This window comes from Catellatospora sp. KI3 (assembly GCF_029948125.1).
Classification (GTDB): domain Bacteria; phylum Actinomycetota; class Actinomycetes; order Mycobacteriales; family Micromonosporaceae; genus Catellatospora.
In genome coordinates, this window is the sequence record NZ_JASAMB010000008.1 from 294,351 (window position 1) to 307,232 (window position 12,882).

13 protein-coding genes are annotated in these 12,882 nt (G+C 72.9%); 3 read left to right on the forward strand and 10 right to left on the reverse strand.

Translation table 11 applies throughout. From position 1 onward, the window contains the following. Positions 1-18: 18 nt before the first annotated feature. From QEZ54_RS16110 to QEZ54_RS16130, 5 genes are read right to left on the reverse strand one after another with little or no spacing between them, the layout of a single operon-like run. The gene (locus tag QEZ54_RS16110; protein ID WP_281305405.1) at positions 19-618 is read right to left on the reverse strand and encodes a TetR/AcrR family transcriptional regulator; all 600 of its coding nucleotides are present in this window, start codon (positions 616-618) and stop codon (positions 19-21) included. Further along, entirely contained in the window at positions 615-1,826 is a 1,212-nt protein-coding gene (locus QEZ54_RS16115; RefSeq protein WP_281305406.1) for an acyl-CoA dehydrogenase family protein, read from the reverse strand. Before QEZ54_RS16115 ends, QEZ54_RS16110 begins: the two co-directional genes overlap by 4 nt. A gap of 2 nt (positions 1,827-1,828) precedes the next feature. Next, a complete protein-coding gene (locus tag QEZ54_RS16120) occupies positions 1,829-2,866 on the reverse strand; it encodes a phosphotransferase family protein (protein WP_281305407.1) in 1,038 nt (345 codons plus the stop codon). Next, entirely contained in the window at positions 2,863-3,798 is a 936-nt protein-coding gene (locus QEZ54_RS16125) for an LLM class F420-dependent oxidoreductase (protein ID WP_281305432.1), read from the reverse strand. The genes QEZ54_RS16120 and QEZ54_RS16125 overlap by 4 nt, the downstream gene beginning before the upstream one ends. Positions 3,799-3,812: 14 nt before the next feature. Further along, on the reverse strand, positions 3,813-4,586 hold the full coding sequence (locus tag QEZ54_RS16130; RefSeq protein WP_281305408.1) for an SDR family oxidoreductase: 774 nt from the start codon (positions 4,584-4,586) through the stop codon (positions 3,813-3,815). Between the two features lie 142 nt (positions 4,587-4,728). Here QEZ54_RS16130 and QEZ54_RS16135 point away from each other — a divergent pair, with 142 nt between their 5' ends. Further along, complete coding sequence (locus tag QEZ54_RS16135) at positions 4,729-5,514, forward strand: SDR family oxidoreductase (protein WP_281305409.1); 786 nt, start codon at positions 4,729-4,731, stop codon at positions 5,512-5,514. Between the two features lie 189 nt (positions 5,515-5,703). Here the strand turns inward: QEZ54_RS16135 and QEZ54_RS16140 are convergent, their stop codons facing one another. After that, a complete protein-coding gene (locus QEZ54_RS16140; RefSeq protein ID WP_281305410.1) occupies positions 5,704-6,501 on the reverse strand; it encodes a hypothetical protein in 798 nt (265 codons plus the stop codon). 320 nt (positions 6,502-6,821) lie between these two features. Between QEZ54_RS16140 and QEZ54_RS16145 the strand changes: the two genes are divergently transcribed. Then, positions 6,822-7,268, forward strand: a complete 447-nt coding sequence (locus tag QEZ54_RS16145) for a hypothetical protein (protein ID WP_281305411.1) — start codon at positions 6,822-6,824, stop codon at positions 7,266-7,268. Positions 7,269-7,443: 175 nt separating this feature from the next. On the opposite strand, the gene QEZ54_RS16150 is transcribed toward QEZ54_RS16145, so the two are convergent. From QEZ54_RS16150 to QEZ54_RS16165, 4 genes are all read right to left on the reverse strand, one after another. Continuing rightward, entirely contained in the window at positions 7,444-7,902 is a 459-nt protein-coding gene (locus QEZ54_RS16150) for a MaoC family dehydratase (RefSeq protein ID WP_281305412.1), read from the reverse strand. A gap of 158 nt (positions 7,903-8,060) precedes the next feature. After that, positions 8,061-10,058, reverse strand: coding sequence for an endo-1,4-beta-xylanase (locus QEZ54_RS16155; protein ID WP_281305413.1), 1,998 nt, complete (start codon positions 10,056-10,058; stop codon positions 8,061-8,063). A gap of 246 nt (positions 10,059-10,304) precedes the next feature. Further along, positions 10,305-10,898 (reverse strand): pentapeptide repeat-containing protein, encoded by a 594-nt coding sequence (locus QEZ54_RS16160; protein WP_281305414.1) that lies wholly within the window; start codon positions 10,896-10,898, stop codon positions 10,305-10,307. Positions 10,899-10,925: 27 nt separating this feature from the next. Further along, the gene (locus QEZ54_RS16165) at positions 10,926-12,173 is read right to left on the reverse strand and encodes an MFS transporter (RefSeq protein ID WP_281305415.1); all 1,248 of its coding nucleotides are present in this window, start codon (positions 12,171-12,173) and stop codon (positions 10,926-10,928) included. A gap of 146 nt (positions 12,174-12,319) precedes the next feature. Here QEZ54_RS16165 and QEZ54_RS16170 point away from each other — a divergent pair. After that, positions 12,320-12,882, forward strand: a 563-nt coding sequence (locus QEZ54_RS16170; protein WP_281305416.1) for a DUF4352 domain-containing protein, incomplete at its 3' end; no start/stop codon positions are given.

Below are 12,882 nucleotides of genomic sequence, written 5' to 3' on the forward strand. Positions count from 1 at the left end.
CGAACGGAGGAGGCGGCCCTAGGCCGGGCGCAGCGCGGCGAGCACGAAGTCGGTGACCTCGCGGGTGAGCTGGTCGGCGTCCTTGGGGCCGTCGGGGCGGTACCAGACCGGGATCTGGTTGACCATGCCGAACACCATCAGCGTCACCGTCTCGGCCGAGGCGACCGCGGCCAGCTCGCCGCGCGCCTGGCCCCGGTCGATGACCGCGCGGAACGTCTCGTGGTAGCGGCGCCGGTCGCCCCGGATCGCCTCGCGGCGCTCCTTGTCCAGGCGGTGCATCTCGCGGCCGAAGACCGCCGCCTCCTGCGCGTGCGCGGCAGTGGTGGAGACCAGGCTGGCGATGACCGCGCCGACGGCGTCGGCCGTGGGCATGTCCCGGGCCACGATCGCGTCCAGCTCGGCCAGCTGCAGCGAGATCAGGTGGTGGTAGATCTCGTAGAGCAGGTCGTCCTTGGAGCTGAAGTAGTGGTAGAGCGCGCCCTTGGTGACCTGGGCGCGCTCCACCACCTGCTGCACCGACGTGGCGTCGTAGCCCTGCCCGGCGAACAGCTCCACCGCGGCGGCGAGCACCCGCTCGCGCACCCCCTGCCGCCGACCCGCCACACCGTCTCCCGTCATCGGTACTGTGCCAACTCCCGCTGCGCCACCGTGCGGCGGTGCACCTCGTCGGGCCCGTCCGCGATCTGGAGGGTACGCGCGTGCGCGTACAGGGAGGCCAGCGGCGTGTCCTGGGAGACACCCGTCGCGCCGTGGGCCTGGATGGCCCGGTCGACGACCCGGCAGGCCATCGCGGGCACGATCACCTTGATCGCGGCGATCTCGGTGCGGGCGCCCCGGTTGCCGACGGTGTCCATCAGCCAGGCCGTCTTCAGCACCAGCAGCCGGGCCTGCTCGATCTCGATCCGGGCGTCGGCGATCCACTCCTGCACCACGCCCTTGTCGGCGATCGGGCCGCCGAACGTGTCGCGGGACAGCACCCGGCGGCACATCAGCTCCAGGGCACGTTCGGCCATACCGATGAGGCGCATGCAGTGGTGGATGCGGCCCGGACCCAGGCGCGCCTGCGCGATGGCGAAGCCTTCGTGCTCGCCGCCGACGAGGTTGGCGACCGGCACCCGGACCTGGTCGAACTCGATCTCGGCGTGGCCGCCGTGGCTGCGGTCGTCGTACCCGAAGACGTGGGTGGAGCGCAGCCGGGTGACCCCGGGGGTGTCCAGCGGCACCAGCACCATGCTGTGGCGGCGGTGGCGCGGGCCGTCCGGGTCGGACACGCCCATGACGATGGAGACCTCGCAGCGCGGGTTCATCGCCCCCGAGGACCACCACTTGCGCCCGTGCACCACGTACTCGTCGCCGTCGCGGGTGATCCGCAGCGCGATGTTGTTGGCGTCGGAGGAGGCCACCTCCGGCTCGGTCATCGAGAAGCAGGACCGGATCTGCCCGGCCAGCAGCGGCTTGAGCCAGCGGTCGTGCTGCTCGGGGGTGCCGAACTGGGCCAGCAGCTCCATGTTGCCGGTGTCGGGGGCGGCGCAGTTCATCGCCTCCGGGGCCAGCCGGGGGCTGCGGCCGGACAGCTCGGCCAGGTGCGCGTACTGCAGGTTGGTCAGGCCGGCGCCGTGCTCGGCGTCGGGCAGGAACAGGTTCCACAGGCCGCGTCGCTGCGCCTCGCGCTTGAGGTCGGCCATCAGCGGCGGGGAGTCCCACCGGTCCGGCTCGGCCTCCATCTGGGCCTCGAACTCGGCCTCGGCCGGGTACACCACCTCGTCGAGGAAGGCGCGCACCTGCTCGGCCAGTTGGGCCGTACGCTCGTCCATCGCGAATTCCATGATCACTCCCCTGCTGCCGAAAGTCCCTGTGCCACCAGGGTCGGCACCATCGCGCCGACCGTCTCGAAGTCCCGGCCCACGGTCTTCCCGGCGAGGAACCGCGCGTGGATCCCCTCCAGGATGATCGCGAGCTTGTAGTACGCGAACGCGATGTACCAGTCCAGCTGCGCCAGGTCGACGCCGGTCGCCTCGGCGTACCAGGCGGTCAGCCGGCCGGCCGACGGGAAGCCGCTGCCGGGGGCGAGGCCGCCGCCGGGGCGGGCGCCCCGCTCGGCCAGCACCGTGTACACGTGCAGCAGCCCCACGTCGGCCAGCGGATCGCCCAGGGTGCACATCTCCCAGTCGAGCACCGCCAGCATCCGGGTGACGTCCCGGTCGAACATGACGTTGTCGAGCCGGTAGTCGCCGTGCACGATCCCGGCGCGGCCGGAGTCGGGCACGGCCGCGGCCAGGCGGTCGTGCAGCCGCTGCAGGCCCGGTAGCTCCCGGGTCACCGAGCGCTGCCACTGCTTGTGCCAGATGGCGACCTGGCGCACCAGGTAGCCCTCGGGCTTGCCGAAGTCGGCCAGGCCCACCTGCGCCGGATCGACGGCGTGCAGCCTGACCAGCACGTCCACCAGTGTCCGGCCGCAGCGCTCGGCCTGCTCGGGGGTGAGCGGGTCGTGGCCCTCGCCCCGCAGCACCACGCCCGGCACCTCGTCCATGAGGTAGAACGGCGAGCCGATCACCTCGGCGTCGGTGCACAGCAGCCAGGTGCCGGGAACGGGCACGCCGGTGTCGCGCAGCGCGCGGATCACCCGGTACTCCCGGCCCATGTCGTGGGCGGTGGGCAGCACGTGGCCCAGCGGCGGGCGGCGCAGCACCCAGCGGGTGGCGCCGTCGGTGAGCCGGTACGTGAGATTGGACCGGCCGCCCTCGATCAGCTCCCCGCGCAGCGGCCCGGCCAGCTCCGCCTGCTGGTCGGCGGTCGGCAGGCCCCCGCGCAGGTACGCCGCGAGCCGGACCGTGTCGATGCCGGGCGGGTCCGTGTACTCGGTCATCTCGGGGCCAGCTCTCGTACGGCGCGCTCGGTGTCCAGCCCCGGCAGCGGCACCAGCGCCAGCACCGGGGTGTCGATCCCGGCCTGGGCGTAGCGGGCCACGTGCTCGCGGCACCGGGCGTAGGAGCCGTGCACGATCAGCGCGTCGACCACCTCGTCGGGAACGGCGGCGGCGGCCTCCTTGCGCTGCCCGGCCGCCCACGCCTGCCGCATCGGCGCCAGCTGCTCGCCGCGCCCCAGCCACTCGTGGAACGCCGCGTACACGCCCACGGTCAGGTACGCCGCGATCAGCCGCCGGCCCAGCGCCCGGACCGCGTCGGCGTCCTCGCTCGGGCACACGAAGATCCGCGCGGCCAGCTCCTTCGGCCCCAGCTCGGCGCGCACCTTCGGGACGTCCTCGACGGCGAGCCAGTTCGTGATCGCCCCGTCGGCCTCGCGCCCGGCCAGGCGCAGCATTCCGGGCCGCAGCGCGGCGAGCAGGATGCGCGGCGGCTCGGCGGGCGCCGGATCGAGGGCGAACCCGCGTACGCCGAACGTGTCGTACGCCTGGTCGACCTTCTGCCCGCCCAGGGCGGCGCGCAGGAACCGCAGCGTGTCACGGGTGCGCTGGAACGGCTGGTCGAACGCGGCCGCGTTCCAGCCCTCCACGATCACCGGCGAGCTGGCGCCGATGCCCAGCGCGAACCGGCCCGGCGCGAGCTGCGCCAGCGCGGAGGCGGTCATCGCGAGCAGGCCCGGCCCCCGGGTGTACACGGGTGCGATGGCGGTGCCCAGGCGCAGCGCCGGGGCATGCTCGGCGGCCAGCACCAGCGGCGTGAACGCGTCCACGCCGTTGGTCTCGGCGCTCCATACCCCCGTGTAGCCCAGCTCGGCCAGCAGCGGCAGCAGGCGCCGGTGCTCGGTCAGCGGCACCCCCGGCAGCGGGACGGTGATCTCCCAGCGGCCGGTCATCCCACGGTCACCGAGGTGCGGATCAGCGAACCGCCGTCCACGGTCAGGGTCTGCCCGGTCATCCAGCCCGAGGCCGATCCGGCCAGGAACACCGCCACCGAGGCGATGTCCTCCGGCTCGCCGATGCGCCCCAGCGGCAGCACCGCGTTCATCTGCTCCTCGAACGGCTCCCACAGCGCGCGGGCCAGCTGGGTGCGCACCAGGCCCGGCGCGATCCCGTTGACCCGCACCGACGGCGCCAACTCCGCCGCGAACTGCCTGGTCAGGTGGATGACGGCCGCCTTGGTGGCGTTGTAGTAGCCGATGCCGTGCTCGGTGACCAGGCCGCCGACCGAGGCGATGTTGACGACGCTGCCGCCGTTGCGCGCCATCGAGGCGTGCCAGACCGCCTGCGTCCACAGCACGATCGACAGCTGGTTGACCTGGACCGTCTTCTCCGCCTGCCCGACGCTGATGTCGACCAGCGGCCCGAAGTACGGATTCGTCCCCGCGTTGTTGACCAGGACGTCCACCGTGCCGAACCGCTCGACGGCCGCCGCGACGCACTCCTGCACCTGCTCGGGCTCGCCGACGTGCGCGGCCTTGGCGAACACCCCCGCCTTCGGGTACGCCTCCGCCAGCTCCGCCGCGACCGCGTCCAGCGACTCCTGCCGCCGCGACACCAGCACCACGTTGGCGCCCTCGGCCGCCAGCGCGGTCGCGATGCCCTTGCCGATCCCGCGAGAGGCGCCCGTGACCAGCGCCGTCTTGCCCTGCAGACCCGTCTCCACCTGTCCTGCCTCCACGTCGATGTTTGACGCACGCGCGGTCGGGGCCTACGTTACCCACCAGACCGACCGGTCGGTATGGAGCTTGCGGCAGCCCGCCGCCCGCTGTCAACCGCCCGGCCTCCCCAACGAACGGAGTGGGCACATGCGCGTGGCCGGTTCCACCGTCGTCATCACCGGCGCCACCGGCGGCATCGGCGCCGCCCTGGCCCGCCGCTTCGCCGCCGAGGGCGCCACCGGGCTGTGCCTGTCCGACCGGCCCGGCACCCCGCTCGCCGCGCTGGCCGGGGAGCTGACCGCCGCCGGCACCCCCGCCATCGCCGTCGAAGCCGACGTCGCCGACGAGCAGCAGGTCACCGCCCTGGTACGGGCCGCCGAACAACACTTCGGCCGCATCGACCTGTTCTGCGCCAACGCGGGCATCGGCACCGGCGCGGGCCTCGACGCCGATCCGGCGGTATGGGCAGCCGCCTGGTCGGTCAACGTCATGGCGCACGTGCACTCCGCCCGCGCGGTGCTCCCGGGCATGCTCGACCGGGGCCACGGCTGGCTGCTGCACACCTGCTCGGCGGCCGGGCTGCTCAGCTCCCCCGGCGACGCCCCGTACGCGGTGACCAAGCACGCCGCGGTCGCCTTCGCCGAGTGGCTGTCCATCACCTACGGCGACCGGGGCATCGGCGTCAGCGTGCTGTGCCCGCAGGGCGTACGCACCCCGCTGCTCACCGACGGCCTGGCCGCGGGCAGCCCCGCCGCCCTGGCCGTCGCCCGCGCCGGGGCCATCCTGGAGCCCGAAGAGGTCGCCGACACCACGGTCGCCGCCCTCGCCGAGGGCCGCTTCCTCGTCCTACCCCACCCCGAGGTGGCCGAGTACCTCCGCCGCAAGGCCACCGACCCCGACCGCTGGCTCTCCGCCATGCGCCGCATCCGCTGACCCCGCCCCCGCCCCGCCGCCCCGCCCCGCCGCCCCGCGCGGCGCCGACGGTGCAGTTTCGGGGAAAGTGCACGAATCTTGGCTCGAATTCCTGCACTTTCCCCGAAATTGCAGCCACGCACGCTGCACGCCGCGCGCCCCGCGGGTGCGGAGCGCGGCGGCGGCCGGGGGTGGGGCGGCGCGACGGAGTCAGACCGGCACGGGGACGGCGATGCGTTCGGTGTCGAGACCGGTGGCCAGGCAGTCGGCGATCGCCTCCGCGCGGGCGGACTCCCAGTGTTCGATCCGCGCCGCGATCGCGGCGGTGATCAGCGCGAGTTCGCGCACCGTCCGGGCGTCGGCGTCGGAGGGCGGGTGCTCGCGGGCCTCGGCGAAGGCGTCGGCGACCTCGCCGGGGTCGGCGCCCGCCACCTCGATGACCTCGTCGAGGTCCCAGCCGTGGTGCACGACCAGGTTGGCCGCGTACAGGTTGCGGTTGGCGGCGATGTAGTCGAGGTGGTGGCGGGCGAAGAAGATCACGTCGGTGGCCTTGCGCGCCCGCGCCAGCGGATCGTCGGGCAGCGGCAGCCGCGCCTCGTTGAGCTGCCTGATCGCGGTCCGGCGCGCCTCGGTGAGCAGTTCGCGCAGCTCGGTGACGACCTGCTGGCGGCGCAGCAGCTCGTGGCCGGCGTCGTACAGGTGCTGCGGGGCGGTGGTCGCGCACCACTGCGCGACCAGGCGTGGTCGTCCCTCGTGCTCGCTGTAGGCGCAGATCGCCTCGGCGAGGTCCGCCCGGGACCAGACCCGGCTGCCGTGCAGGTAGGCCGCCGCGTCGTCGCGTGCGGCCAGAGCGGTGCGGTAGGCCTGGCGGATCTCGGCGCTCACGGCGCACGCGTTGAACGCGCCGCCGGAGGTGCCGAGCCGCTGCACGGACCGTAGGTCCGCGCGAAGCCTGCCCAGATCGATGTGCGCCAGCGGATCGCCGACGCGTGCCCGCGTCGTCTCCATTTCCGCAGTTTATCCCCCTCTCCGCCGCCGGACCTCCCGTCCGCACCTCCCCCACCCCGAGGTCGGGTGCAGTTTCGAGGAGAGTGCTCGAACGACGGCCAAGATTCGTGCGCTCTCCCCGAAACTGCACGCACGGCAGCAGGCGCGCGGAAGGGAGCTGGTCCCGAGGGGTGGGCTGGGGCGGCGGTAGCCGTGGGGATGGTGTGAACTGGTGGGAGAGCGCAGCGTCGGGCTCGGCGGCCGCATCGGCCGACTCCGTCGCGTACCGCGCTCACCCGGGGCGTACGCGCGGCACACCTCCACTACCCATGGAGCACAGCGTGCAGACCTCCGCCCCCAAGCTGCGCGACGCAGGCCGCCGCGCCGACCTGCTCAGCCGAGCCGCCGCCGCGTGCGCCGCCGACATGCCGCTGCTCACCGCCGCCACGCGCACCGCCGTCGCGCCGGAGCCGGCGCTGCCGCGGCTGCCCGCGGACTGGATCGAGCGCAGCCGGATCGCCACCGCCGCCGAGCGGTACACCACCTACACCCGTGGCGCCGTCGAGCTGCACCTGCACACCATGCTCGGATGGGGCGAGCACACCCCCGAGCGCCAGCTCGCGCAGCTGAACCTGGGCGACTTCCGGGTCCGGATCAGCGCCGGGACGACCTGGCGCGGCTTCGAGGCCTGCTGGAGCGACGGCACAGCCCGCCACCGCCTGGTCTGCCGCGCCCCCCTCCGCCTGGCCGACTTCCTAGACCTCCTCCTCACCCTCCACTGGACCTGACCCCCGGACCCGAGGAAAGGAAGGGCCCCTTCTTATCGCTTTGCGATGTAGAAGGGGCCCTTCTTCACTCTCAGCCCCACCCGGAACACCGCACCCCACCCCCAAGAGACGCACGTTAAGAAGGGGCCCCTCTACTACGGAAAGCGATAAGAAGGGGCCCTTCCTTGCGGCTGGGTCAGGGGCGGAAGTGGAGGCGGGTGAGGGTTTCGGCTACGCAGCAGGGCTTGTCGCCGGCGTCGGTGGCCATGGTCATCTGGGCGGCGAGCTGGACGCCGCCGGTGACCGGCTCCACGGAGAGGAAGCGGGCGCTCAGCCGTACGCTCGCGCCGACGCGGACCGGGGCGGGGAAGCGCACCTTGTTGAGGCCGTAGTTGACGGCCATGGCGACGCCGTCGAAGCGGTACAGGTCGCGGACCAGCAGCGGCAGCAGCGACAGGGTCAGGTAGCCGTGGGCGATCGTGCCGCCGAACGGGCCCTGCGCGGCGCGCGCGGGGTCGATGTGGATCCACTGGTCGTCGCCGGTCGCGGTGGCGAACGCGTCCACCCGCTGCTGCTCGATGCGGTGCCAGGGACCCGGCCCGATCTCCTCGCCGATCGCGGCCGCCAGGTCGTCGGGGGACGTGAACACGCGCATGCCGGCTCCTCCTGTTCGCGGCTGCTCTGCCGCAAGGGCATGGTAGCCGCGCACGCGGACGGCCCACCCGGGCAGTGGTGGGCCGTCCGCTCGGGGAGCGGTCCGAACACGGGCCGGCCTGCGCTCCGATCAGCGCAGACCGGCCCCGCAGCCGAGGGCTACGGCGTGGTGCAGGCGAAGCCGCCGGCCGTGGCGGTGTTGCCGCTCGGGCGGCTGACCTGGAACCCGAACGAGACGCTGGCGCCGGGCGCGACCGTGGCGTTCCAACCGACCGGCTTGACGGTCACGTTCTGGCCGCTGACGGTGACGGCGCCGTTCCAGCTGCCGGTGATCGTGTGGCCGGCGGGCAGCGTGAACGTCACGGTCCAGCCGGTGATCGTGGCGGTGCCGGTGTTCTTGACGGTCACCGGGTCGACCACGTAGCCGTTGCCCCAGGAGGTCTGCACGGTCCCGGTGGCCGAGCAGCCGCCGGTGCCGCCGCCGGGCTGCGTGGTCACGGTGACGGTGCCGGACACCGCGGAGAGGTTGCCCGCCGCGTCCTTGGCCCGCACCTGGTACCGGAACGAGGTGGCGGCCGACAGCCCGCTGTCGGTGTACGACGTGGTGGTCGAGGAGCCGACCACCGCGAACGTGCCGCCCGAGGTGCCGGGGGCGCGCAGGATGTCGTACCCGGTCACGCCCACGTTGTCGGTCGAGGCGCTCCAGGACAGCGCGGCGCTCGACGAGGTGGTGCCCGTGGCGGCCAGGTTGGCGGGGGCGGACGGGGCGGTGGTGTCACCGGTGCCGCCGGAGGTGGTGACCGTGACGGTGTTGGACACCGCCGAGGTGTTGCCCGCGGCGTCCTTGGCCCGCACCTGGTACCGGTACGAGGTGGAGGCGGTCAGCCCGGTGTTGGTGAACGACGTGGTGGTCGAGGAGCCGACCACCGCGAACGTGCCGCCCGAGGTGCCGGGGGCGCGCAGGATGTCGTACCCGGTCACGCCCACGTTGTCGGTCGAGGCGCTCCAGGACAGCGCGGTGCTGGTCGACGTGGTGCCGGAGGCGGCCAGGTTGGCGGGCGCCGACGGTGCCGTGGTGTCGTTGTCGGGGCCGCCGCCCAGGGCGTTGTAGACCGCCGTGTACGACGGCTTCACCTGGTAGTTCTCGTCGTAGATGAGCGCCGCGCCCTCACTGGGGAAGGTGTCGGGCACCCACGAGTACTTGTCGCTGAAGCCCCAGATGGTGATGCCGGTGCAGGCGCTCACGGCCAGGCAGGCGTTGACCACGTTGGTGTAGTACTGCGCCTGGGTCGCGTCCTTGGCCGAGGTGCGCGGCATCGGGATGCGGATGTCGAGCTCGGTGATCCGCACCGTCACGCCCAGCGCGGCGAAGCGGGCGATGTTCTGCTGCATGTCGCCGGGGAAGCCGTACTGCGTCGACAGGTGCGTCTGCAGGCCCACGCAGTCGATCGGCACACCCTGGCCCTTGAGCGTGCTCACCAGGTTGTACATCGCGGTGCTCTTGGCGTTGACGCCTTCGACGTTGTAGTCGTTGATGCAGAGCTTGGCGTCGGCGTCGGCCGCGCGGGCGGCGCGGAACGCGTCGGCGATGAAGCTCGCGCCCAGCGTGTTGTACCAGAAGCTGCTCCGGTAGCCGCCGTTCTCGTCGAAGACCTCGTTCACCACGTCCCAGGACTGCACGACGGGGTTGCTGGCGAAGTGGCCGACCACGTTGGCGATGTGGTTGTTCATGGCGGTGCGCATCGCCGAGGCGCCCAGGCTCTGCACCCAGCTGGGGGTCTGGCTGTGCCAGACCAGGGTGTGGCCGTGCACGACCTGGTTGTTGGCGGCGGCGAAGGCGACGATCTGGTCGGCGCCGCTGTAGTTGAACTGGTTGCTGTTGGGCTCGGTCGCGTCCCACTTCATCGCGTTCTCGGGCGTGACCTGGCTGAACTCGGTCTGCGCGATGGTGCGGTAGGCCGACTCGTTGGCCAGCGGGCCGGTCGCGGCCGCGAAGCCGATGAACTTGTTCTTCGCGGCGGCCAGGGTCCGCAGCGGGGTGGCGGCGTGGGCGGGCTCGGCCGCCAGCACCGGTACGGCGAACGCCGCCAGCAGCGCCGCGACGGCGACGGGTGCGAGGCGGCGTGATCTGACGACCGGGACGCTGCGATGCGTCATCGTCTTTCCTCCTAGGGACGGGGCAGCTGTGCCGCGCCGGCCGCGGACGACCCCCGTAGGGAGCGGTGCGGCACCGATCCGGGCAGATCGGGGCAGCAGCGGGGTCGGTCGCGACCGGACACGGCACACATCAATGGAAGCGCTCCCAATTGTTCGGCCGCACCCATGCCAAGTCAACAAGTTCCGGAAACTATCGGAGCGTGTCCAGGGCCAGTCCCGGAAAAGTACCGGAAGCGCTACGGGGGGTCAGCGGACGACGAGGCCCAGCGTCTGCGCGATGACGATCGCCTGCGCGTCGTCGATGACGGCCCCGTTCAACTCCAGCTCACCGGGGATGAACGCGGTCAGGTCGCTGCCGCGCAGGTCGGCCTTGCCGAACTTCGCCTTGGCCAGGTGCGCCCCGGACAGGTCCACGTTCACCAGGGCGGCGCCGGTGCAGTCGGCCCCGTTGAGGTCCACCTCGCGCATGCGTACCCCGTCGAAGCTGGCGCGGCGCAGGTCGGCTCCGTTCATACCCACGAACGACCAGTCCCCGCCCACGACCCGCAGCGGCCGCAGCACGGACTCGACGAACGTGCTGCCGACCAGCTTGCAGCCGTTGAACTCGGCCTCGAACAGGTTGCACCGGGTGAACGTGCAGCGCAGGAACGCCGAGTCGGTGTGGTGCGAGGCGTTGAACTTGACGTTGCCGAAGACGCACTGCTCGAAGACCGCGCCCCGGGTCACCGCCTCGGTCAGGTCCACCTCGTGGAAGGAGCAGCGCACGAAGCGGCGCTCGACGAACTCGTCGCCGTACCAGTCCTCGTCGCGGAAGACGGCGTCCTCGGTCACCTCGGTCACCGGCCCACCCTACCGAGCCGCCCGGCCTCAGGCGGTCGCGGCGGCCACCCGGGGCTCGGCGGAGGCGCTGCGCAGGGCGCGCACCGCGGGCAGCGCGAGCAGCAGCAGCGCGGCGGGCACGCCGACCGCCGTCATCGCGAACAGCGTCGGGCGCATGCCGAACGCGTCCGCGACCGGACCGGCCACGGCCAGCCCCACCGCCATCAGCCCGGTCGACACCAGGTGGTCGTACGAGCTGACCCGCGACAGCGACGCCTGCGGCACGTGCTCCTGCAGCGCCGTCTCCCACAGCGTGAACGCCAGCGCCACGGCGACGCCGGTGACCGCCTCCAGCGCCGCGATCACGGCCAGGTTCGGCCCGGCGCCGATGATCAGCGCCTGGCAGGACGCGACCGCGAACGCCACCGCCGCCACGATCAGCGGCCGCCGCACCCGTACCCGCAGCGCGACCACGTCGCCCGCGATCGAGCCGACGCCGAAGCCGGTCACCACGGCCGCCCAGCCCGCCGCGCCGCCGAACTCCTGCTCGGCCAGGACGGGTCCGAGCACGAACACCGACGGCAGCACGATCACGTGGTACACCGAGACCACGCCCATCGTCGCCCACAGCCAGCTGCGCGAGCGCACCTCGGCGAACCCGTCCACCAGCTGCCGCAGGAACGGCGCCCGCTCGGCCGCGCCCTCCGGCGCCCGCGGCTTCAGCCTGGCCAGGAAGTACGCGCTGACCCAGAACGTCACCGCGTCCAGCGCGATCGCGCCGCCCGGCCCGAACGCCGCGATCAGCGCCCCGGCCAGCACCGGCCCGATGACGACACCGGTGGAGAAGGTGAAGCCGCGCAGCGCGTTCGCCTCCTGGAGCCGGTGCGGGCTCACCACCAGCGGCATCAGCCCGGTCGCCGCCGGGGTGAAGAAGGTGTCGGCGATGCCGAACAGGCCCATCAGCACCGCCAGGTGCCACACCCGCGCCGTGCCGGACAGCAGCAGCGCCGCGATGGCGGCCTGGAGCACGCCGCGGACCAGGTCGCTGGCGAGCATGACGCGGTGCCGGGGCAGGCGGTCGGCCCATACGCCGCCGACCAGGGCGAACAGCAGGAAGGGTACGAGCGCGGCGGCGGCGACCAGGCCCACGTCCGAGGCGGTCCCGCCGATCGACAGCACCGCGAACGGCAGCGCCACCATGCTGATCCGGTCCCCGAGCACCGACAGGATCTGCCCGGCGAAATACCGGGCGAACTGCGGCTCCTCCCGCAGCACCGAAGGCACCCCGACCCGCATCGCCGCTCACTCCCTCGACCAGGATCGCCCGGCGACTTGAATGATCATGGGCGCGGACCCGCGCCGAAGGCCCAGGTTAGGGGGCGGGTCGAGGGGCGGCAAACGGGTTTCCGCACGTGATCACCGGTGGCGGCTACGATGCTCGCGTGTCCGCCCCCACCCCCCGCGCCGGGCGTACGGCGCTGACCGCGGTGCTGGTCCTGGCCGCGCTGACCGCACTGGCCTGCGGCATCAAGCCGGAACGGGCCGACGTCGACGGTCCCGCGCCCTCCGGGGCGCCCGCTTCGGCGGCGACGTCGCAGGGTCCGCCGACGGCGAAGGCGGGGCAGACCATCACCACCAGCGGCGGGCTGGGCGGCAACAGGGTGTCGTACACCGTGGCGAAGGCCGCCCGGCACACCGTCGCGCCGGACAGCTCGCTGGTCAGGCCGCGCAAGGGCGTGTTCGTGGCGCTGACCGTCGAGGTGAAGGTGCTCTCGGGCAAGACGTACGCCTGCTACTGCGATTTCGCGCTGGTCGCCGAGGACGGTTCGCTGTTCGAGCCGGTGCTGCCGTTCGGCTTCGACGACGGCATGCAGTCGGTGACCCTGAACGGTGGCGAGAAGGCGGCCGGGGTCGTCGTCTTCGACGTGCCGAAGGACGCCCTCACCGGCCTACGCGCGCAACTGCGCCCGGACCTGGCCAACGACGTACGCGGCTACTGGACCCT

Coding starts and splice junctions, on each gene's coding strand:
- QEZ54_RS16110 (WP_281305405.1), bottom strand. CDS start 618: ATGACGGGAGACGGTGTGGCGGGTCGGCGGCAGGGGGTGCGCGAGCGG.
- QEZ54_RS16115 (WP_281305406.1), bottom strand. CDS start 1,826: ATGGAATTCGCGATGGACGAGCGTACGGCCCAACTGGCCGAGCAGGTG.
- QEZ54_RS16120 (WP_281305407.1), bottom strand. CDS start 2,866: ATGACCGAGTACACGGACCCGCCCGGCATCGACACGGTCCGGCTCGCG.
- QEZ54_RS16135 (WP_281305409.1), top strand. CDS start 4,729: ATGCGCGTGGCCGGTTCCACCGTCGTCATCACCGGCGCCACCGGCGGC.
- QEZ54_RS16140 (WP_281305410.1), bottom strand. CDS start 6,501: ATGGAGACGACGCGGGCACGCGTCGGCGATCCGCTGGCGCACATCGAT.
- QEZ54_RS16150 (WP_281305412.1), bottom strand. CDS start 7,902: ATGCGCGTGTTCACGTCCCCCGACGACCTGGCGGCCGCGATCGGCGAG.
- QEZ54_RS16155 (WP_281305413.1), bottom strand. CDS start 10,058: ATGACGCATCGCAGCGTCCCGGTCGTCAGATCACGCCGCCTCGCACCC.
- QEZ54_RS16165 (WP_281305415.1), bottom strand. CDS start 12,173: ATGCGGGTCGGGGTGCCTTCGGTGCTGCGGGAGGAGCCGCAGTTCGCC.